Annotated in this window: 21 protein-coding genes; 13 read left to right on the top strand and 8 right to left on the bottom strand. The window is 59.6% G+C overall.

Annotated elements, in window-relative coordinates:
- Nucleotides 1–22: 22 nt before the first annotated feature.
- A complete protein-coding gene (locus NANH_RS0118115) occupies nucleotides 23–460 on the bottom strand; it encodes a GFA family protein (RefSeq protein ID WP_027263340.1) in 438 nt (145 codons plus the stop codon).
- 391 nt (nucleotides 461–851) lie between these two features.
- On the opposite strand from NANH_RS0118115, the gene NANH_RS0118110 reads away from it, so the two are divergent.
- The 11 genes from NANH_RS0118110 (at nucleotide 852) to NANH_RS0118060 (ending at nucleotide 10,589) form a co-directional block, all read left to right on the top strand.
- Nucleotides 852–1,727 carry a branched-chain amino acid aminotransferase gene (locus NANH_RS0118110; RefSeq protein WP_027263339.1) on the top strand — a complete coding sequence of 292 codons (876 nt, stop codon included), beginning with the start codon at nucleotides 852–854 and terminating at the stop codon, nucleotides 1,725–1,727.
- Nucleotides 1,728–1,794: 67 nt separating this feature from the next.
- The gene (locus NANH_RS0118105; protein WP_027263338.1) at nucleotides 1,795–2,250 is read left to right on the top strand and encodes a universal stress protein; all 456 of its coding nucleotides are present in this window, start codon (nucleotides 1,795–1,797) and stop codon (nucleotides 2,248–2,250) included.
- Between the two features lie 166 nt (nucleotides 2,251–2,416).
- A complete protein-coding gene (locus tag NANH_RS0118100) occupies nucleotides 2,417–2,980 on the top strand; it encodes a NifU family protein (protein WP_027263337.1) in 564 nt (187 codons plus the stop codon).
- Nucleotides 2,970–3,569 (top strand): tRNA (adenosine(37)-N6)-threonylcarbamoyltransferase complex dimerization subunit type 1 TsaB, encoded by a 600-nt coding sequence (gene tsaB, locus NANH_RS0118095; protein WP_027263336.1) that lies wholly within the window; start codon nucleotides 2,970–2,972, stop codon nucleotides 3,567–3,569. The genes NANH_RS0118100 and tsaB overlap by 11 nt, the downstream gene beginning before the upstream one ends.
- Complete coding sequence (locus tag NANH_RS0118090) at nucleotides 3,569–3,982, top strand: GNAT family N-acetyltransferase (protein ID WP_027263335.1); 414 nt, start codon at nucleotides 3,569–3,571, stop codon at nucleotides 3,980–3,982. The genes tsaB and NANH_RS0118090 overlap by 1 nt, the downstream gene beginning before the upstream one ends.
- Before the next feature lie 158 nt (nucleotides 3,983–4,140).
- Nucleotides 4,141–5,139 (top strand): BMP family lipoprotein, encoded by a 999-nt coding sequence (locus NANH_RS0118085; protein ID WP_027263334.1) that lies wholly within the window; start codon nucleotides 4,141–4,143, stop codon nucleotides 5,137–5,139.
- Nucleotides 5,140–5,147: 8 nt separating this feature from the next.
- Nucleotides 5,148–6,704: an ABC transporter ATP-binding protein gene (locus NANH_RS0118080; protein ID WP_027263333.1), complete on the top strand. Its 1,557-nt coding sequence runs from the start codon at nucleotides 5,148–5,150 to the stop codon at nucleotides 6,702–6,704.
- A gap of 1 nt (nucleotide 6,705) precedes the next feature.
- A complete protein-coding gene (locus NANH_RS0118075) occupies nucleotides 6,706–7,800 on the top strand; it encodes an ABC transporter permease (RefSeq protein ID WP_027263332.1) in 1,095 nt (364 codons plus the stop codon).
- A complete protein-coding gene (locus NANH_RS0118070) occupies nucleotides 7,800–8,807 on the top strand; it encodes an ABC transporter permease (RefSeq protein ID WP_027263331.1) in 1,008 nt (335 codons plus the stop codon). Before NANH_RS0118075 ends, NANH_RS0118070 begins: the two co-directional genes overlap by 1 nt.
- Nucleotides 8,808–8,904: 97 nt before the next feature.
- A complete protein-coding gene (locus NANH_RS0118065; RefSeq protein ID WP_027263330.1) occupies nucleotides 8,905–9,828 on the top strand; it encodes a sulfite exporter TauE/SafE family protein in 924 nt (307 codons plus the stop codon).
- 2 nt (nucleotides 9,829–9,830) lie between these two features.
- Nucleotides 9,831–10,589: a TIGR02186 family protein gene (locus NANH_RS0118060; protein ID WP_036050042.1), complete on the top strand. Its 759-nt coding sequence runs from the start codon at nucleotides 9,831–9,833 to the stop codon at nucleotides 10,587–10,589.
- A gap of 29 nt (nucleotides 10,590–10,618) precedes the next feature.
- Here the strand turns inward: NANH_RS0118060 and NANH_RS0118055 are convergent, their stop codons facing one another.
- The 7 genes from NANH_RS0118055 to NANH_RS0118025 form a co-directional block, all read right to left on the bottom strand.
- Nucleotides 10,619–11,353: an SDR family oxidoreductase gene (locus tag NANH_RS0118055; protein ID WP_027263328.1), complete on the bottom strand. Its 735-nt coding sequence runs from the start codon at nucleotides 11,351–11,353 to the stop codon at nucleotides 10,619–10,621.
- The gene (locus NANH_RS0118050; protein ID WP_027263327.1) at nucleotides 11,350–12,879 is read right to left on the bottom strand and encodes an ATP-dependent DNA helicase; all 1,530 of its coding nucleotides are present in this window, start codon (nucleotides 12,877–12,879) and stop codon (nucleotides 11,350–11,352) included. The genes NANH_RS0118055 and NANH_RS0118050 overlap by 4 nt, the downstream gene beginning before the upstream one ends.
- Nucleotides 12,880–12,940: 61 nt before the next feature.
- Entirely contained in the window at nucleotides 12,941–13,579 is a 639-nt protein-coding gene (locus NANH_RS0118045) for an acyl-homoserine-lactone synthase (RefSeq protein ID WP_027263326.1), read from the bottom strand.
- A gap of 82 nt (nucleotides 13,580–13,661) precedes the next feature.
- Nucleotides 13,662–14,381 (bottom strand): helix-turn-helix transcriptional regulator, encoded by a 720-nt coding sequence (locus NANH_RS0118040; protein ID WP_027263325.1) that lies wholly within the window; start codon nucleotides 14,379–14,381, stop codon nucleotides 13,662–13,664.
- Nucleotides 14,320–14,538: a hypothetical protein gene (locus NANH_RS28965; protein WP_036050039.1), complete on the bottom strand. Its 219-nt coding sequence runs from the start codon at nucleotides 14,536–14,538 to the stop codon at nucleotides 14,320–14,322. The genes NANH_RS0118040 and NANH_RS28965 overlap by 62 nt, the downstream gene beginning before the upstream one ends.
- A 217-nt stretch (nucleotides 14,539–14,755) precedes the next feature.
- The gene (ccrA, locus tag NANH_RS0118030) at nucleotides 14,756–16,042 is read right to left on the bottom strand and encodes a crotonyl-CoA carboxylase/reductase (protein ID WP_027263324.1); all 1,287 of its coding nucleotides are present in this window, start codon (nucleotides 16,040–16,042) and stop codon (nucleotides 14,756–14,758) included.
- A gap of 109 nt (nucleotides 16,043–16,151) precedes the next feature.
- Nucleotides 16,152–17,585 (bottom strand): 1-acyl-sn-glycerol-3-phosphate acyltransferase, encoded by a 1,434-nt coding sequence (locus tag NANH_RS0118025; protein WP_027263323.1) that lies wholly within the window; start codon nucleotides 17,583–17,585, stop codon nucleotides 16,152–16,154.
- Nucleotides 17,586–17,731: 146 nt separating this feature from the next.
- Here NANH_RS0118025 and NANH_RS0118020 point away from each other — a divergent pair, with 146 nt between their 5' ends.
- Nucleotides 17,732–19,699 carry a protein meaA gene (locus tag NANH_RS0118020; RefSeq protein ID WP_027263322.1) on the top strand — a complete coding sequence of 656 codons (1,968 nt, stop codon included), beginning with the start codon at nucleotides 17,732–17,734 and terminating at the stop codon, nucleotides 19,697–19,699.
- A gap of 112 nt (nucleotides 19,700–19,811) precedes the next feature.
- Nucleotides 19,812–20,135 carry an H-NS histone family protein gene (locus NANH_RS0118015; RefSeq protein WP_027263321.1) on the top strand — a complete coding sequence of 108 codons (324 nt, stop codon included), beginning with the start codon at nucleotides 19,812–19,814 and terminating at the stop codon, nucleotides 20,133–20,135.
- The last annotated feature ends 11 nt before the right edge of the window (nucleotides 20,136–20,146 follow it).

Here is a 20,146-nt window from a genome sequence, read left to right as displayed (position 1 = left end):
CATCCGGAATGGGACGTTGTGGTCAGGACCCCTGCGGCCAGACGAAATCGGGGCGCAGGGCTTCATGCACCGGTTTGCCGTCGTTTGGGCGCGCAACCCCGGTCGCCGGGTCATAAAAGGCGTGATAGGTGGTATCGGGAAACGAGTCCGCATAGCCCATCAGGTTGGGCACGATCACCCGGATACGGTTCTGCTTGTCGTCCAGCATGATCGGCGTGCCGCAGTCCTTGCAGGTGCACAGTTCCAGCGGCCCGTCCGGGTTGTTGGCATTGAACGGTTGGCGGTTCAGCCCGTCGGGATTGTCCACCTCGACATCGTCATGGTTGAAAAAGGCGACATGGGTGGTCGGCTGACCAGTCACGCTTTTGCAGACCGAACAGTGACAGGTATGGTTGTCGATCGGATCGTGATCCGCATGGGTATGCACATGATCGCAACCGCCGGAATATTTGTGAGACATGGTTTCCTCCCGTTGAAACATTGATGTTCTGACGCACGGGTCAGAGTCAGATTAATGCCGATGCGGGCCGATCCGTACAGATAGACATAGGCATGTACTGGGGCATGTACTGAACCGTGCCCGGCGTTGGCCGTTATCCATTGATTAAGGTTTCGCACCGCACACCGTGTTGAGCGGGATCGTGGCATGCGCGCGTATGTACTATGTACGCGGTATGTACAGGCTATGTACGGGTTGCCATCGGGCGGATTTCCCACCGGCCATGGCGATTAACGCCGTTTCGCGGCCCTCGGGCAAAATCCGGGTGCGGACGTTGCGCGCGACCGGTTGTCACAAGGTCTGGACGCCTGACCTAATCACGCCTACGGTCGCGCGCAGGAGGACTTGGCACATGGCGACCGGCAGCAATATCCGCACTTATTTCAACGGCACCTGGCAGGACGGCGACGTCGCGATCATGCGCGCGGCGGACCACGGATCGTGGCTGGGCAGCGGCGTGTTCGATGGCGCGCGCATGTTCAATGGCCTGGCCCCGGACCTGCGCCCGCACTGTGCCCGCGTCAACCGGTCTGCCAGGGCGCTGATGCTGACGCCGACGGTCGGGACCGATGAGATGACCGCCATCATCCACGAGGGGCTGGCCGCCTATCCCAAGGATGCCGCCGTCTATATCCGTCCGATGTACTGGGGCATCGACGGCGATCTGACCGCCATCGTGCCCAGCCCCGACACCACCGGCTTTGCCATCTGCCTCGAAGAAATCCCGATGGCCCCGCCCGACGCCAGTGCCACCCTGACCCGCACCCGCTTTCGCCGTCCGGTGATGGACGACGCGGTGGTCAACGCCAAGGCTGGCTGTCTTTATCCCAACAATGCCAGGATGTTAGCCGAAGCGCGCAGCAAGGGGTTTAGCAACGCACTGGTGGCCGATGCGATGGGCAATGTGGCGGAAACCGCGACCGCCAACATCTTCATGATCCGCGATGGCGAGGTTCTTACCCCGATTCCCAATGGCACTTTTCTTGCCGGGATCACCCGCGCGCGCCACATCTCCAACCTGGCCGCCGACGGGGTCACGGTGCATGAAACGGTGCTGGGCTTTGACGATTTTGCCACCGCAGACGAAGTGTTCATGACCGGCAACATGTCCAAGATCACCCCTGTCACCGCCCTTGACGACAGGCAATACCAGATCGGCCCGTTCACCCGGCGTCTGCGCGACATGTATTGGGACTGGGCCGCGTCCGAAGCGGCCGCAGCAGCCTGAGGCGTCTAAATCATTGCCAGTACGATACGGCTGCGGCATGATTGTGCCGCAAAAGGAAAGAACCGCCATGCGCAAGTTTCTTGTCGTCCTGGACGACAGCCGAGAATGTCTGAACGCAATGCGTTTTGCCGCCATGCGCGCCGCCCATACCGGCGGTGGCGTGGCGATCCTGTCGATCATTCCACCGGATGAGTTCAACCACTGGATCGGCGTCGGCGAAGTGATGCGCGAAGAGGCCCGTGAACGCATTCATGTCCATTTCGAGGTCTTCGCCAAATGGATGCGCGACCGTCAGGGAATCGACCCCGAACTGGTGATCCGCGAAGGCGAGGCGGTTGCCGAGATCATCGCTCAGATCAAGGACGACCCCGAAATCGGCGTTCTGGTTCTGGGTGCGGGTGTCGACAAGAAAGGCCCCGGCCCGCTGGTGTCGCAACTGACCCGGACCTCGGGGTCCCTGCCGATTCCGATCACCATCGTGCCCGGCGATCTGAGCAAGGAAAAGCTGGAAGCGATCACCTGAATCGGCGCGCCGCGCGATCACATTTTGCCGCGCATACGACCTGTTCTTGTCCACACCGGCCCATACCGGCCCGGCCCAGGTGACAAATCTTAGAATCATTCCAATCCTTGACCTTAGAGGGTCGCGGGCTCATATAGTGTTGCAAAGCAAGAAAGGCGCATCTCAGATGTTCATACAGACGGAATCGACTCCGAACCCCGCGACACTGAAATTTCTGCCCGGACAGACTGTGCTCGCTGCTGGCACTGCTGATTTTCCCGCACCCGACACCGCAGAAAAGTCGCCGCTGGCCCGGCGCATCTTTGCGGTCGATGGGGTGTGCGGCGTCTTCTTCGGCAATGATTTCGTCACCGTCACCAAACAGGACGGGATCGAATGGGACCACATCAAACCCGCCATTCTGGGCGCGGTCATGGAGCATTACCAATCCGGTCAACCGGCGATGGACGACGGCAGCACCGCCGCTTCGGGCCATGCGGAACACAGCGGTGAAGACGCCGAAATCGTCAATCAGATCAAAGAGCTTCTGGACAGTCGTGTGCGTCCCGCCGTGGCACAGGATGGCGGCGACATCACGTTTCACGGCTTTGAGCGCGGCGTTGTCTATCTGCACATGCAGGGGGCCTGCGCCGGATGCCCGTCTTCGACGCTGACCCTGAAAATGGGCATCGAAAACCTGTTGCGCCACTATATTCCCGAAGTCACCGAGGTGCGGCCGGTTGCCGTCTGATGCACTGATTCTGGGCTTTGACACATCGGCCGCGCATTGCGCGGCCGCTTTGCTGTTGGGTGACCGGGTTCTGGCCGCCCGGTGCGTGCCGATGCAGCGGGGCCAGGCCGAAAGCCTGATGCCGCTGCTCGAAGAGATCCTTTCCGAGGGCCGGCATGTCTGGGGCGACCTTGACGCCATCGGAGTCGGGGTCGGCCCGGGCAATTTCACCGGCATCCGGATTGCGGTTTCGGCGGCCCGGGGGCTGGCGCTGGGCCTGGAGATTCCGGCCGTCGGCGTTACCGGATGCGAGGCGCGCAGGCTGCTGGATCCGGCGGCGGATCATGCCATTCCGGCACCGCGCGACCAAGTGTACCTGTGTACGCCCGGCGATCCGACGGCAATGCCCCGGCTGATGCCGCTGGCCGAGGCCGAAGGCCTGGCACAGCGCCGTCTTGTCGCGGACCCCAGCCCGCAAGGCTTGGCCGAGGCAATCGCCCGCGTGGCCGCCACCCGCTGGCGCACGACCACACACCCACCGGCCCCGCTTTATGCCCGCGCCGCGGATGCGGCCCCGTCCCGCGATCTGCCTCCGGTCTTGCTGGACTGATGACTCCGCAAGACCTGGCAACCACCCATGCGGCGGCGTTCAGAACCGCCAGACCCTGGAGCGCAGAGGAATTCGCGACCCTTCTGGACAACCGGTTTTGCCACGTCTTTGGCGACAGCCGCTGTTTTGCCCTGATCCGGGTGATTGCGGACGAGGCCGAACTGCTGACCATCGCCACCCTTCCCGACGCCCAGCGCCAGGGCCTGGCCCGCGCTTGTATGGAGCGATGGCAGTCTGCGGCGGTGAAACTGGGGGCAACACGCGCTTTTCTGGACGTGGCGGCCGACAACCGGGCGGCGCGGTCGCTCTATGCCGCTTGCGGCTATGATCGCTGCGGACAGCGTGTCGGGTATTATGCCCGAGAAACCGGCGATCCGGTCGACGCCATCCTGATGGCGCGTGCCCTGCCCTGACGGCGGCCGCGCAAATCCCGGACCCGGCAGATAAAAATCGGTTGACCCTTAGCACGGCCTGCGTCCTTATTTATCCCATCGCGGCAGAATTGCCCACGGACCGGGCCAACGGGACTTTCCGATGGCCCCAAACACAAAAACCAACCGGGAGACTCTACATGACTCTAATGAAATCCCTGATGGGTGCAGCCGCCGGCCTCGCGCTGACAGCGGGCGCGGCCCTGGCTGAACCGGCGCTGATCTTTGATTTGGGCGGCAAGTTCGACAAATCCTTCAACGAGGCTGCATTCAACGGCGCGCAACGCTGGGCCGACGAAACCGGTGGCAGCTTTCGCGAAATCGAGATGCAATCCGAAGCGCAGCGCGAACAGGCCCTGCGCCGCTTTGCCGAGGCCGGAGCAAATCCGGTGATCACCATGGGCTTTGGCATGGCTGACCCGCTCAGTTCGGTTGCGCCGGATTACCCCGATACCAAATTTGTCGTGATCGATGTGACATGGCTGGACGCTGCGAACATCCGTCAGGTCGGATTTGCAGAACACGAAGGATCGTACCTGGTCGGCATGTTGGCGGCAATGGCCAGCAAGACCGGCACGGTCGGCTTCATCGGTGGCATGGACGTGCCGTTGATCCGCCACTTTGGCTGCGGTTTTGCACAGGGCGTCAAGGCGGCGAACCCGGATGCGACGATCATTGCCAACATGACCGGCACCACCCCCGCAGCCTGGAACGACCCGGTTAAGGGATCCGAACTGACCAAGGCACAGATCAGCCAGGGCGCGGATGTGATCTATGCCGCTGCGGGCGGCACCGGCGTGGGCGTTCTGCAAACCGCTGCTGACGAAGGTATTCTGTCCATCGGTGTCGACAGCAACCAGAACCACCTGCACCCGGGCAAGGTGCTGACCTCGATGCTCAAACGCGTCGACGTGGCCGTGTATGACGCCATGAAGGCCGGTACGGACGTGGAAACCGGCGTGTTCGTTCTGGGTCTGGCCGAAGACGGAGTCGGCTATGCCGTGGACGAAAACAACGAAGCCCTGCTGACCGACGAGATGAAAGCCGCCGTCGATGCCGCCCGCCAGAGCATTATCGATGGCGACACCAAGGTCGTCAGCTATTATGAGAACGACAGCTGCCCGGACCTGAGCTTCTGACGGTGGGAATGCAAGACGATACGGGGCGGCCGACCACCGCCGCCCCGGCGATTGAACTGCGCGGGATCTCCAAGGCGTTTGGACCCGTACAGGCCAACAAGGATATTTCCATCCGCGTGATGCCCGGAACGATCCATGGCATCATTGGTGAAAATGGCGCCGGCAAGTCGACCTTGATGAGCATCCTGTATGGGTTTTACAGGGCCGACGCGGGCGAGATTTTTATCGCGGGCAAGAAGACGGAAATCCCCGACAGCCAGGCCGCCATTGCGGCCGGTATCGGCATGGTGTTTCAGCATTTCAAGCTGGTCGAGAATTTCACCGTTCTGGAAAACATTATCCTCGGTGCCGAGGACGGCCGGCTGTTGAAGCCCAGTCTGGCCAAGGCCCGCGCGAGTCTGATTGATCTGGCGCAGGAATACGGGTTGAACGTCGACCCGGATGCGCGGATCGAAGAGATCGGTGTTGGCATGCAGCAGCGTGTCGAAATTCTCAAGGCGCTGTATCGGCAGGCCGATATCCTGATCCTGGACGAGCCCACCGGTGTGCTGACCCCGGCTGAGGCCGATCAGTTGTTCCGTATCCTGCATCGGCTGCGCGAAGAGGGTAAAACCATCATCCTGATCACCCACAAGCTGCGCGAGATCATGGACACCACAGACACCGTCAGCGTGATGCGGCGCGGACAGATGACAGCGACGGTCAAGACCAGCGAAACCGGCCCCGAGCATCTGGCCGAACTGATGGTCGGTCGCAAGGTGCTGTTGCGGGTCGACAAGGTACCGGCCACACCGGGCAAGGCGGTCCTGCAGATCGAGAACCTGCATGTGGTTGACGACAAGGGTGTCGAGCGGCTCAAGGGCATCGATCTGACGGTGCGCGCGGGCGAGATTCTGGGCATTGCCGGGGTCGCCGGGAACGGGCAGTCTGAACTGTTGGAAGTGCTGGGCGGAATGCGTCCCGGCACCGGAAGCATCCGTCTGAACGGAGTCCCCCTGGCCCTGTCCGGCCCCGATGCGGACGGGCAAGCCCGACGCGCACAACACATCGCACATGTCCCCGAAGACCGTCAGCGCGAAGGGCTGATCATGGAGTTCCACGCCTGGGAAAACGTCGCATTCGGGTATCATCGCGACCCGGCCTATCGCTCTGGCCCGCTGATGAACAATGCCGTCTTGCGCGCGGATACCGAGGCCAAAATGGAAAAATTCGATGTCCGCCCGCCGGATCCGTGGCTGGCGGCCAAGAACTTCAGCGGCGGCAATCAGCAGAAAGTCGTCGTGGCGCGGGAAATCGAGCGCAATCCCGACCTGTTGCTGGTGGGCCAGCCCACACGCGGCGTGGATATCGGGGCCATTGAATTCATTCACAAACAAATCGTCGCGCTGCGCGATCAGGGCAAAGCGATCCTGTTGGTCAGCGTCGAGTTGGAAGAGATCTTTGGCTTGGCCGACCGGATCGCGGTGATGTTTGACGGCCAAATCATGGGCGAGCGTCTGCCGGGCCGAACCGATGAAAAGGAACTGGGCCTTTTGATGGCCGGTGTCAACGGAGAGGCCGCGTAACATGGAAGTGATGCCGAAATGGGCCGACGTGGTTCTGATCCCGCTGATCAGCCTGCTGCTGGCGGCGATCCTGTCCGCGCTGGTCATCATCGGCATCGGTGAAGACCCGATTGCCGCCGTCAAACTGATGGTCGAGGGCGCGCTGGGGTCCACCTATGGCTGGGGCTATACGCTGTATTATGCCACCAATTTCATCTTTACGGGGCTTGCGGTTTCGGTCGCCTTTCACGCCCGCCTGTTCAATATCGGCGGCGAAGGTCAGGCAATGCTTGGCGGGCTGGGCGTTGCCCTCGTCTGTATCTATCTGCCCTGGCCGCACTGGTCGCTGGCCCTGATCTTTGCCAGCCTCGCCGGTGCCCTGTTTGGGGCGGCCTGGGCTGCCATCCCCGCCTATCTGCAAGCCCGTCGGGGCAGCCACATCGTGATCACCACGATCATGTTCAATTTCATTGCCGCGGCGGTTCTGAATTATGTCCTGGTCAACCTGATGCGGCCCAAGGGGTCGATGGACCCCGCATCCCAACGATTTCCCGACGCGGTGCACCTGCCATCGTTTCAGGACATGTTCTCGACCGCTGAAACCGCCTTGTTTCGTGGGGCTCCGGTCAATGTCACGTTTTTTGTGGCGGTTCTGGCCTGCGTGGCGGTCTGGCTGCTGATCTGGCGCACCCGTCTGGGCTATGAAATCCGCGCCTATGGCCATTCCGAAACCGGAGCGCTGTACGCCGGTATCTCGCCTTTTCGCATCACCATGATCGCGATGCTGATCTCGGGCGGATTGGCTGGGCTGATGGCGATCAACAACGTGATGGGTGAAGCCGAGCGTCTGGTGCTGAACGCCACCGAAGGCGCCGGGTTCATTGGCATCGCTGTGGCCCTGATGGGGCGCAGCCACCCGTTCGGGGTGTTCCTGGCCGCCATCCTGTTCGGTTTTCTGTATCAGGGCGGCGCAGAGCTGGCCCTGTGGACGACCATCCCGCGTGAGCTGATCGTGGTCATTCAGGCGCTGGTGATCCTGTTCACCGGCGCGCTGGACAATATGGTACGGATGCCTCTGGAGCGGTTGTTCCTGTGGCTGCGTAAAAGGAGCGGCTGATGGATTTTCTGACGATCATCCAGGTGCTGGACAGCACCATACGTCTGGCAACGCCGCTGTTGCTGGCCTGTCTGGCCGGTCTGTTTTCCGAACGTGCCGGGATCTTTGACATCGGGCTCGAAGGCAAGATGCTTGCCGCAGCCTTCTTTTCCGCCGCCGTGGCCGCCATCAGCGGCTCTGTCTGGCTGGGCCTGCTGGCCGGAATCGTCGCCTCGCTGGTGCTGGCGGCACTGCACGGGTTGGCTTCAATCACCTTTCGCGGCAACCAGCTGATTTCCGGCGTCGCGATCAATTTCCTGGCCGCCGGCATGACGGTTCTGATTGCGCAGGACTGGTTCAAGCAGGGCGGGCGCACCCCGTCCTTGCTGACGCAGGGACGCTTTGGCGGCATCGAGTTGCCTTTTGCCATCGGCCCGTCGGACGCCGCGGCATACGGTCGGCCCTTGTCGGAATTGATTTCCGAAACCAACGTGGTCCAGCAAGTGTATTCCGAGCTGATCTCCGGACATTCGATCCTGGTTTACGCCGCTTTTCTCGCCGTTCCGCTGACTTGGTGGATTCTGTTTCGTACCCGCTTCGGTCTGCGCCTGCGCGCGGTCGGGGAAAACCCCGCGGCAGTCGATACCGCGGGCGTTTCCGTGGTCGGTTTGCGTTACGCCGCCGTTGCAATCTGCGGTGTCCTGTGCGGCATTGCAGGGGCCTATCTGGCCACGGCGCTGCAAGCCGGGTTCGTCAAGGACATGACGGCCGGGCGCGGTTTCATCGCCTTGGCCGCGCTGATCTTTGCCAAGTGGCGGCCCTGGCACGCGCTTTACGCCTGTTTGCTGTTCGGTTTTCTGCAGGCCGTCGCCCTGCGGTATCAGAACATCCACCTGGGCAGTTTCGTGATCCCGGTTCAGGTGATGGATGCCCTTCCGTACATTCTGACGGTTGTTATCCTGGCCGGATTTGTCGGCAAGGCGATCCCTCCGCGCGCCGGCGGCGAACCTTATGTGAAAGAACGCTAAGCTGAATTGCCCGTATTCCATCACAGGCCAGCTGGGTTGCTGCTGCATGGCAGCATCCGTGGTTGATTTTGGACGTTAGAGGGGGCTAACAAGGATCATGCAGATCTATCTCCCCATCGCAGAAGTCTCAGTGAACCTGTTCCTGGTTCTTGGGCTGGGCGGGCTAGTTGGCATATTGTCGGGCATGTTCGGTGTCGGCGGCGGATTCATCATGACGCCGTTGCTGTTCTTCATCGGGATTCCCCCCGCCGTCGCCGTCGCAACCGGCGCAAATCAAATCGTCGCCTCGTCGATTTCCGGTGTACTCGCGCATTTCCGCAGAAAGACCGTCGACCTGAAAATGGGCACGGTGCTGCTGATCGGTGGCCTGATTGGCGCGGCTCTGGGCATCGTCGTGTTCAACTATCTGAAAAGCGTGGGTCAGGTCGATCTTCTGGTGCAGATGTGCTATGTCGTCTTCTTGGGCATCATCGGCGCGCTGATGTTCGTCGAAAGCCTGAACGCCATCCGCAAGAGCCGCAAGGCGGGGGGCAAGACCCCGTATGTCCGCCGCCAGCGGACCTGGGTTCACGCGCTGCCGTTCAAGATGCGGTTCCGCACCTCGGGTCTGTATATCTCGGTCATTCCGCCGTTGGGCGTTGGTCTGCTGGTCGGCGTCCTGGCCGCGATCATGGGCGTCGGCGGTGGTTTTATCATGGTGCCGGCGATGATCTATATTCTGGGCATGCCGACCAAAGTTGTTGTCGGCACATCCCTGTACCAGATTATTTTTGTAACCGCCTTTACCACCCTGCTGCACGCCACAACGAATTTTACCGTGGACGTCATTCTGGCTCTGCTGCTGCTGATCGGTGGGGTGATCGGCGCCCAGGTCGGAACGCAGATCGGTTTGCGGATGAAGGCGGAACAACTGCGGGTCCTGCTGGCCCTCATGGTGTTGGTCGTCTGCGGCAAGCTGGCCCTGGACCTGTTGCTGCAACCTCGCGAGCTTTACTCGCTGGCAACTTCCGGAGGCATGTGATCATGCGCCTCGTTCTGTGGCTGGCAGTATTGATGACCCCCGTTTCCCTTGCCGCCGAAGAGGTGGTGCTAGGTCTGAGCAAAGACAAGGTCGCCATCACGACCAGCTTTGACGGATCCGAGATCCTGATTTTTGGTGCGGTCAAACGCGAAGAACCCATTCCCACGGATGCCCCGTTGCAAGTGGTCATAACAGTGGCCGGACCATCCCATCCGATCACGGTTCGGCGCAAGTCGAAACAATTTGGCATCTGGGTCAACACCGATGCGGTCGAGGTCGATCGCGCGCCCAGCTTCTATGCGGTTGCCACGACCGGACCGTTCTCGGAGGTCCTGAGCAATGTCGAAGACCTGCGGCACGGGATCTCCATCAATCGGGCGATCCGCGCGGTTGGTGCCCCTGCGACGATCTCCGATTCAGCCAGCTTTACGGATGCCGTCATCCGGATCCGCAGCAAAGCGGGGCTTTATCAGCAGCTCGAAGGCCAGGTCGCTCTGGATCAACAGACCCTGTTTCGCACCGCGCTCAAGATGCCGGCGGATCTGACCGAAGGCGACTATGATACCCGCATCTTTCTGACCCGCAACGGCAACGTGGTGTCGGAATACTCGACCCGCATAGACGTCCGCAAGGTCGGGTTGGAACGCTGGCTGTTCAGCCTGTCCCGCGAACAACCGCTGGTCTATGGCCTATTGTCTCTGGCCATCGCCATTGCGGCCGGTTGGGGGGCATCCACAGCATTTCGGTTGTTGCGCAGCTAAGTACTGTCGCCCGACAGGACAATGTGCGTCTACCCTCGTCCGATATAGGCCATCTTGGTCGCCATCACCGTCATGAACTGTACATTCGCGTTCAGCGGTAGGCTAGCCATGTGCAGCACCGATTCTGCCGCGTCCCGCACAGACATCGTGGGATCCGGTTCCGCCTGCGGGTCGGCCTTCAGTTTTCTTGCGTTCAAAGCTTCCACCATCGGTGTCTCGGCATTGCCGATATCGATCTGGCCACACGCAATATCGAACGGGCGCCCATCCAGCGACAGACTGCGGGTCAGGCCGGTAATCGCATGTTTTGTGGCCGAATAGGGTATGGAGCCGGGACGCGGCACATGGGCGGCAATCGATCCGTTGTTGATGATGCGCCCGCCCTGTGGGGTCTGGGTCCGCATCACGGCAAAGGCGGCACGTGCGCACAAGAACATCCCGTTCAGGTTTACGTTCACCGCTGCGTACCAGTCCGCGATGTCTATTTCGTCGATCGTCCCTGACGGCGTAAAGATTCCGGCATTGTTGAACAACAGATCCAGACGCCCGACCCTGTCCACAAACGAGTCGAACGCCGCCGCAACCGCGTCCGGGTCGGTTACATCCGCGACGAGGGGAATCGCCTCGGGAAATCGGTCTGCCAATTTCTGCAGCGGCGCAGCGCTGCGCGCCAAAGCGCCGACCCGCCAGCCCCGGTCCAAAAACAATTCTGCTGTCGCGCGGCCAATACCGGAACTGGCTCCGGTGATCAAAACGGACTTCATTGTTCTTCCACATCTAGGGTCAAGGACGGCGCGGCAACACTGCGCAGATCATCGACGCGCAGCCCGTGCGTGGGCTTTGACAGCCTATTGCGTACAACCCAGATGAGCCGCTCCTGCGCGCGGGTAATCGCGACATAGGCCAATCGTTTCCACAGCGGTTGGCCCGCCTCGACCCGCCCCATGCGTGCGGCGACAAAAAGGTCTGGCGCAAACACCTGTACCGTGTCCCATTGCGAGCCCTGCGCCTTGTGGATCGTAACGGCCGCACCGTGCAGAAAGGTTGCGCCCATGCGCGCTGCATAGGGGATAAAAGGTTCTTCTTCGTCGGGCATCTCTATTTTGACAATCGAGGCCGCGCTGACCTGCGGGTCCTCGGCTCCTATGACGTGCAGACGGGAAAAACCCGACCGCTTCCCCGAACCAAGATAGACAACCTGAGCGCCTTTGATCAGCCCGCGCGCCTCGAGGTCGAGCCGTTTCTTACGGTGTTTCAGCGGCAGTTCGATCCCGTCGCAGATCAGCGGCTCACCTTCCAGAAGCGCATCTTCGGGTGCCCCGTGAACGGTTCGAAACGCATTGATCAGCCTGATGCGCGTGGCATTGCGCCAGACAAGAACCGGGCTGCGCGCCATCAGATCGACTTCGACCCGTTGGCCCCAGACTACCCTGTCGTCGCGACCGGCCGTTTCTTCGACCATCCGTTCAAAATCGTGGAACTCGAGTTGCGGGTCGGCCAAAGCGTGTGCCAGATCCAGAATCGGGTTATCCGCATCCTGCCGATGCACCCGGTGCAGTTCCAGTTTGCGTTCGCCCGGAAGGCTGTCAAACACCATGCTTCCCGATTGGTTCACCGGAGCAAGCTGCGCCGGGTCGCCGAACAGAACCAGCGTTGGGAAAATGTCTTTCAAATCCTCGAACTGGCGGTCATCCAGCATTGATGATTCGTCGACGAACCCGATATCGAGCGGGTCTTCGCGACGCTTCCAACCGGTAATGAAATCGGAACCGCGCAATCCTGCAGCAGCCAAGGCCCCTGGAATCGACTTGTTGTTGGCATAAAACGCAGCGGCACGATCCAACGCCTGGTCCGTTAGGGCTTCGATGTCGGGCCGCTCGCCGTTGTTCGCCAACCATTCGGCAATTCGCTCGTATTCCGGATCATAGACCGGAGTATAGAGGATCCGGTGGATCGTGGTGGCCGGCACGCCCCGCAAACGCAAAACGCTGGCGGCCTTGTTGGTCGGAGCAAGAATCGCAAGCGTGCGTTTGTCCTTGCGGCGGCGGCTTTCGAAATCGCCGGACACGATCTCGACGCCAGCCGCTTGCAAAGCATGGTACAGTTCGGCCAGCAGCAAGGTTTTTCCTGACCCCGCCTTGCCAACCAGCGCCATGACGCCCGAGCCACTGTCGCGCGGTGGCGCAAGCAGGCTGTTGTCCAGATCGATTCCCGCGTTCCGCACCAAGTCAGCCACGCTGTCGTAGGCGGCTGCCTGGTCTTCTGAAAAGGTCAGCTTTGGCGCGGTCATGACAAGACCCTACAACCGCGCTTATCGGTTCACCAGATGTCACAGACGTTTTTGGTCTGGATCACGCCGTCATTGCAAACTGCTGTCTCATCGACGCCCCAAACGCTCGGCTAAACCACAGCTTGGACAGTTCGGGCGATATGCCAGCACGGCGGGCGATTTGGGCTTTGGCTTCGGGTGAAAAGGCCCACAGGCCAACGCTGATCTTGTCGCGCCCTTCGCCATCGCTGCCCAACACCTCGGGCGAAGATCCTATCAGGCGATATATCCGCACCATCCGTGCATCAAATACGCCGACGAAGTGGCGAACGCCAAACCCGTTCATGATTTCCCCCCCTGCCAACATCAAGGCGGCGGCAACATTTGAACCGGCTTTGCGCGACAGGCAAAAGCGCGTGCATTCCCAGATCAACGGACTTGAAATGGTGGTCCCACCGGTCAAATGCCCGAACACGTCGTTTACCATCACCGGACCTGTCGTCGGCAGAAAGCGCATCGAACCGCCATGGCTGCCATCGGGCTGCTCCCAGATAACATACAACGGATTCAACCGGTCGTAGCTGTCTTTTTCCTGCCCCTTGGCATCGATATCAACATCCCACCCCAACCGTGTCTTGAACTGGTCGGCCCGGTCTTCAAACATAGTACGCGCAAGTTTCGGATGATTGTGAAGGTCGTTTGCATAAATATAGCGCAGCATGATCATGTCCCCTTGTCGTCCTGGCTGAGAACAAAGGTAGGACAAAGATAGTTAACATAGCGTCAGCAGCCCGCGCGGCGGGTCAAACCACGATTAACCCGCGGCTCATTGCACGGGCTACGGCGTGGGTCGTATTCAATGCGCCCAGCTTGAACCGGGCGCTTTCGATGTAGACACGTAGTGTGTGTTCTGAGATCGAAAGCGTGTCGGCAACCTGTGCCCGGCTGTAGCCCATCGCCAGCAACGTCATCGCATCCACTTCGCGCGGGGACAGCGCTCGGGATTGTTCCGGTTGCCGGGTCTTTTCGAATTCGAGCGCCTTGCGGTTGAAGAAATGTGCAATCAGGATCAAATCCCGACCGTGCGCCTCGGTAAAGTCTGCCCAGATTGCGTCTTCACAATTGTGGCTGACCGTAAATAACGCGAATTGCCCGTTTGGTCCGCGGATCGGAATGGAAAAACCCTGGTTGCCGACACCATACGCCAATGCTTCGGTGTGAAAGTGCCGCGCCGCCTTGCTGGACCAGTCCAGCCGCTTCCAATCTACCGGATGGAACCGTTGGAAACAGCCGATAATAACCGGATCGATCCGATGGTAGTTTTGTACGACATAGCGGTCTCTCCATTCATCTGAATATGTTCCGCAGCCGTATTGGTCGCCTGCGCTGTCTACCCAATGATACACCATGTGATCGACGCGAAAGGCATCACGCAGCGCCACAATGATGTCTTGCAGATCCTCAAGCGCGCTGGTGGCGTCCAAGTCCTGTAATATTTGATCCAAGTTGACCGTGTTCGCCATTTAGTTGCGCACGCGCCTCTTCCTTTTGGGACGCGATTTCAGCGGCGGCGATCAGCGTGGTGTCATCCAGCTGTTCGGCCAAGGCACCCAAGCCATTTGCAGAGGCAAATGATTTGAGGTCCGCCAGAACGTCCAGTATCCAGTCATTTTGCATCATCAGAGTCGCCCCGGAGTAGTTAACGAAAGATTAACACAACTCTACCACGAGCGGATATGTTAGGAAATTCGCTGGTTTCCACTCCCCAGAAACAGCGAGGAAGGTAATCGCAAGCCCCTGATATTACAAAACCGGGCATCTCATGCCGAAACGCCCGCGACACAGTGAAGTGATTCGCGGGCGTTTGCAGTGTGGTCAGCTTATCTTAACAAAGGCTTCAGTTGCCGGCGTCGAGCACTTCTTCGATGGTGCGCAAGCCCGTGACTGGCGATTGCACCAATACTGACATGTTTCCGGGCTTGTGCTCGTTTCGCAGCATCTTCATATGCGCCTGTGGCAGGTCGGCCCAAGAGAACACCTCGGACATGCAAGGGTCGAGCCGTCGCTCCAGCATCAATTTGTTCGCAGCGCTGGCCTGCTTGAGATGGGCGAAGTGGCTGCCCTGAAGCCGCTTTTGATGCATCCACATGTACCGCACGTCAAAGGTCAGGTTGAACCCCGAGGTGCCGGCGCAAATTACAACCATGCCGCCCTTCTTGACCACCAGGGTCGACACCGGAAAGGTTGCTTCGCCCGGATGCTCAAAGACCATATCCACGTTCACACCTTTGCCGGTGATGTCCCAGATCGCCTTGCCAAACTTGCGCGCTTCTTTGAGCCAGTCGTTATATTCCGGCGTGTTGACCGTGGGCAGTTGACCCCAACATTTGAAGTCGCGCCGGTTGATCACACCCTTGGCACCAAGATCCATGACGAAGTCGCGCTTGCTCTCATCCGAAATCACGCCGATCGCATTGGCCCCTGCGGTATTGATCAGCTGGATCGCATACGAGCCCAGCCCGCCCGACGCCCCCCAGACCAGAACATTCTGCCCGGGCTTCAGATCGTGCGGCTCATGGCCAAACAGCATGCGATAGGCCGTGGCAAGCGTCAGCGTATAGCAGGCGGCCTCTTCCCAGGTCAGATGCTTGGGCCGCGGCATCAGCTGCTGCGCCTGCACCCGCGTGAACTGGCTGAACGATCCGTCAGGCGTCTCGTATCCCCAGATTCGCTGGCTGGGCGAATACATCGGATCGCCGCCGTTGCATTCTTCATCGTCGCCATCGTCCTGGTTACAGTGCACCACGACCTCGTCGCCAACCTTCCAGCGCTTGACCTTGTCGCCAACCGCCCAGACGATGCCTGCGGCATCGGAACCGGCAATGTGGTAAGGTTGTTTATGGCCGTCAAACGGGCTGATTGGTTTTCCCAATGCGGCCCAAACCCCGTTATAGTTTACGCCTGCGGCCATCACCAGAACCAGCACATCATGGCTGTCCAGCGTCGGCACTTCCACGACCTCTTGCAGCATTGCCGTGTCGGGTTCGCCGTGGCGTTCCTTGCGAATGGCCCATGCATACATCTGCTTGGGAACATAGCCCATGGGCGGCAGTTCGCCAATTTCATACAGGTCCTTTTCAGGTGCCTCGTAGGGGGCAATGTCGCTGTTGGTGTCCAAAGCCATGCTGGCCTCCTTTATGCTCGTGGTCGCTGCGATGCAGAATCACATTTATCAGATTGGGATATGAACAGCCACGCAATATTGCAACAGCAATCCGCCCCATTTGGTAATTTTATGACCCTGCGACCGCAGAATAATCCTTCGCAACCGCAGAATAATCCTTCGCAACCGCAGAATCCACCTTGGCCGGGGTGGGCATGAGATGACGGATCGAATTGGCATAAAAGCGCAGAATGTCCACCTGCCCCGCATCCGGAACATACCGGCCCCGCTCTGATCTCAGGATCTTTCGCTCTACCAGCTGGCGCACTCCCACCTCGACCGCATAGACCCGATTGTTACGGGGCAGATGCGTGTGGGCATCCGGGCTCATGTTCAAAACCTTCGCAAATCCCAATTCAATCTCTTCACGCGTCATAGGCCCGTTCTGCATAACGAGCCACGCCACCAGAGGTACAGGCAGAATCGGCACGATGGCACCGATATCCCGCATCAACATCCGCGCCAGCGGCACAGTTGGATCCCCGTCCACACGCGCGACAACCGCCCGCAGAGACACCGGCTTGCCAAAGCTGACGGCGGCATAGCCAAACCGGTGATAGCGCCCGGTCGCACGCAACCACACTTGCTTCAGAGCCTTGCCGGTCACTACTCCAATACTTGCCTTGAACCGCCCCTTGGGGTCCCTGGCGGCCGCCACAAGAATACGATCTTCCAGCACGCGGTCATAGTTCAGCGCAACCGGCACAAAGACGACATCCCGGCCTTCGGGGTCAAACTCATCGACGATGTATTTCAGCAAACCCAGTTTTGGCGGCATCAGCGCCCCGGACTGGCTCAGCCCTCCTTCGGGAAACATCGCTTGGGTCACCCCTGCGTCGGTGGCCAATCTGACGTAGCGGGCCAGAACCTTGCGATACAGTTCGTTGCGCGATTTGCGACGAATGAAATACGCCCCCATTGCCCGGATCAGCCCGCTGAGCGGCCAGACCTGCGCCCACTCCCCCACCGCATAGGACAAGGCGGACCGTTCCGCAGCCAGATAGGTCACCAGCACGTAGTCCATGTTGCTGCGGTGGTTCATGACAAAGATCACAGTCGCCTCGGGATCAATGGCCTTCAGGCCGGCTTCGTCCTGATGGCCCAGACGCACGCGATACAGCGCGTTCGACAGAAACCGCGCCGCCCGGATGGCAAAGCCGAAATAGGCCGAGGCGGAAAACGAGGGCACGATCTCTCGCGCATAGCGGCCGGCCTCCTCAAACGCGACGCTTTCGGGAATGCCTTGCGCGCGCGCATGATCGCTGACCGCCTGACTGACCATGGGGTCATAAATCAGCCGTTGGATCATGTCGTACCGGCGCGCCAACTTGAACGGCTGGATCGGACGCTCCAGCCTTTGGTTCACCCGCGCCACAACGCGCTCCAGCCTGCGGCGGAAAAACCACCGCACCGAAGGAATCATCACCTTGTCCAATGCCGCTATCAGGGCAAAGCCCAGGATCAGCATCAGCAGCCAAAGGGGTATTTCCACGGATTGCGTCATTCACGCAACTTGACAGTAAACGGAACGGCTCACAATGTTTTCAACCACCACGGATGCCGCGACGCAGCGAATTGACATATGCCGAAAATTTCTGTTTAGACGTCTGTGACGTAATATTATTGCTCAAGTGACTCGCGAGGCTCGAAATGACGCAGATGCAGAAAGACCGCCCATGGCTGATCCGGACCTATGCGGGTCATTCCACTGCGCAGGCCAGCAACGCCCTGTACCGCGGCAACCTGGCCAAGGGCCAGACGGGCCTGTCGGTCGCCTTCGATCTGCCGACACAGACCGGATATGACAGCGATCACACCCTGTCACGCGGCGAAGTCGGCAAGGTCGGCGTTCCGGTGGCGCATCTCGGGGATATGCGCGCGCTGTTCGATCAAATCCCGCTTGAACAGATGAACACGTCGATGACGATCAATGCCACGGCACCTTGGCTGCTGGCTCTCTATATTGCGGTCGCAGAAGAACAGGGCGCCGACATCAGCAAACTGCAAGGTACGGTTCAGAACGATCTGATCAAGGAATACCTAAGCCGGGGGACTTACGTCTGCCCACCCAAGCCGTCGCTCAAGATGATCGCGGACGTAGCCGAATACTGTTATACGAACGTCCCTAAATGGAACCCGATGAACGTGTGTTCCTATCATTTGCAAGAGGCCGGCGCGACGCCGGAACAGGAATTGGCCTTTGCGCTCGCAACCGCAATCGCCGTATTGGACGAATTGCGTCCCCGCGTGCCCGCCCAGGATTTCCCAATGCTGGTTGGCCGTATTTCATTTTTTGTCAACGCAGGCATCCGTTTCGTGACCGAAATGTGCAAGATGCGCGCCTTTGTCGATCTGTGGGATGAAATCTGCGAAACCCGCTATGATGTAGACGATGCCAAGATGCGCCGCTTCCGCTATGGGGTACAGGTCAACTCTCTGGGTCTGACCGAGCAGCAGCCGGAAAACAACGTCTATCGCATTCTGATCGAGATGCTGGCAGTCACCCTGTCCAAAAATGCCCGTGCCCGCGCTGTGCAATTGCCCGCCTGGAACGAGGCATTGGGTCTGCCACGCCCCTGGGATCAACAATGGTCGATGCGGATGCAGCAAATCCTGGCCTATGAAACCGATCTGTTGGAATTCGACGACCTGTTTGACAACAATCCTGCCGTAGATGCCAAGGTCGAGGAACTCAAGGCGGGTGCGCGGGCCGAACTGGCCAATCTGGACAGCATGGGCGGCGCGATCTCTGCCATCGAATACATGAAGTCGCGGCTGGTCGAATCCAATGCCGACCGTCTGAACCGGATCGAGGCAGGGGAAACCACGGTTGTCGGTGTGAACAGGTTCACCACCACCGAACCCTCGCCCCTTATGAGCGAGGACGGTGGGATCATGGTTGTAGACCCCGCAGTCGAACAAGAGCAGATCGACCGACTGAATGCCTGGCGCGCGCAGCGCGACGATACAACGGTCACCGCAGCCTTGCGAACGCTGCGCGAAGCCGCCGCCAGTGGCGCAAATGTGATGGAACCGTCGATTGCCGCCGCCAAGGCCGGTGCGACCACCGGCGAATGGGCCGAACAGATGCGGCAGGTTTTCGGCACCTATCGTGGGCCAACCGGTGTTTCCGGATCGCCGTCAAACAAGACCGAAGGCCTGGACGAAATTCGGGAAGCGGTCAACGCGGTCAGCGATCGGTTGGGCCGTCGGCTGAAGTTTCTGGTCGGCAAACCAGGGCTGGACGGTCATTCCAACGGTGCCGAACAGATCGCGTTTCGGGCACGCGATTGTGGCATGGACATATCTTACGACGGAATTCGCCTGACGCCCGAAGAAATTGTTGCCAGGGCGATATCCGAAAATGCACATGTCGTTGGTCTCTCGATCCTGTCCGGAAGCCATATTCCTTTGGTTCAGGAATTGGTGATGCGAATGAACGAAGCGGGACTATCTCGGATTCCGGTGATCGTGGGTGGAATTATTCCAGATGATGACGCCCAAAGGTTGATGGAAATTGGCATTTCCAAGATTTACACGCCCAAGGATTTTGAGTTGAACACGATCATGATGGATATCGTATCTTTGGCCGATCCAAAGGCGATTGCCGCTCAATAGGTCGATTTTTGCCAATAGGCGAAAAATGGCACTGATATAATTGAAAAAAACGTTACTATGCTCTGTAGCGGGGTAGAACTAGCCCGTTGCGGAACAAAAAAAGGAACGACGAATGGCAATTGATCTGAAGTCAATGTCGCGCAAGGATCTGAACCAGCTTAAAAAAGATATCGACAAGGCTCTGAAAGATGCTGAGCTTCGCGAACGCCGGGAGGCTCTTAAAGCCGCCGAAATGGCCGCAGCGGAATACGGTTTCTCGCTTGATGAGCTGTCCAGTGACAAAAAGGTGCGCGGCACCGCAAAAGCTTTGAAAGCCATGCCAAAGTACCGCAATCCCGAAAACCCAGAGCAAACCTGGTCGGGCCGCGGGCGCAAACCGAAATGGATTCACGATGCACTGGCGAAGGGCGTCAAGATTTCCGATCTGGAAATCTGATCACACCGGAG

Source organism: Sedimentitalea nanhaiensis DSM 24252 (assembly GCF_000473225.1).
Taxonomy (GTDB): domain Bacteria; phylum Pseudomonadota; class Alphaproteobacteria; order Rhodobacterales; family Rhodobacteraceae; genus Sedimentitalea; species Sedimentitalea nanhaiensis.
The sequence above is the reverse complement of the archived record's forward strand: the minus strand, read 5'-3'. Positions and strand labels throughout refer to the sequence as shown.